At 60.0% G+C, this 255-nt stretch carries 1 pseudogene; it reads left to right on the top strand.

Annotation, left to right across the window (positions count from 1 at the left end):
* Window positions 1-240: pseudogene (locus tag B3W37_RS10010) on the top strand (ABC transporter ATP-binding protein); the annotation flags it as partial.
* Window positions 241-255 lie beyond the last annotated feature (15 nt).

The raw sequence follows: 255 nt of genomic DNA, 5'->3' as shown, positions 1-255 counted from the left end.
GACGAGGCCACCAGCAATGTGGACACCCGCACCGAGGTATTGATTCAAAAGGCCATGGGTTCTTTAATGAAGGGGCGCACCAGTTTTGTCATCGCCCATCGCTTATCGACCATACGCGATGCCGACCTGATCCTGGTGATGAACCAGGGCGCCATCATCGAGCAGGGGACGCACCAGAGCCTGCTGGCCCGGGGCGGCTTCTACGCCGGCCTCTACAACAGCCAGTTCGCCGCCGGGTGACAAGTAGAGACGAAG

This window comes from Syntrophomonas sp. UBA5494 (assembly GCF_002426325.1).
The sequence above is the reverse complement of the archived record's forward strand: the minus strand, read 5'-3'. Positions and strand labels throughout refer to the sequence as shown.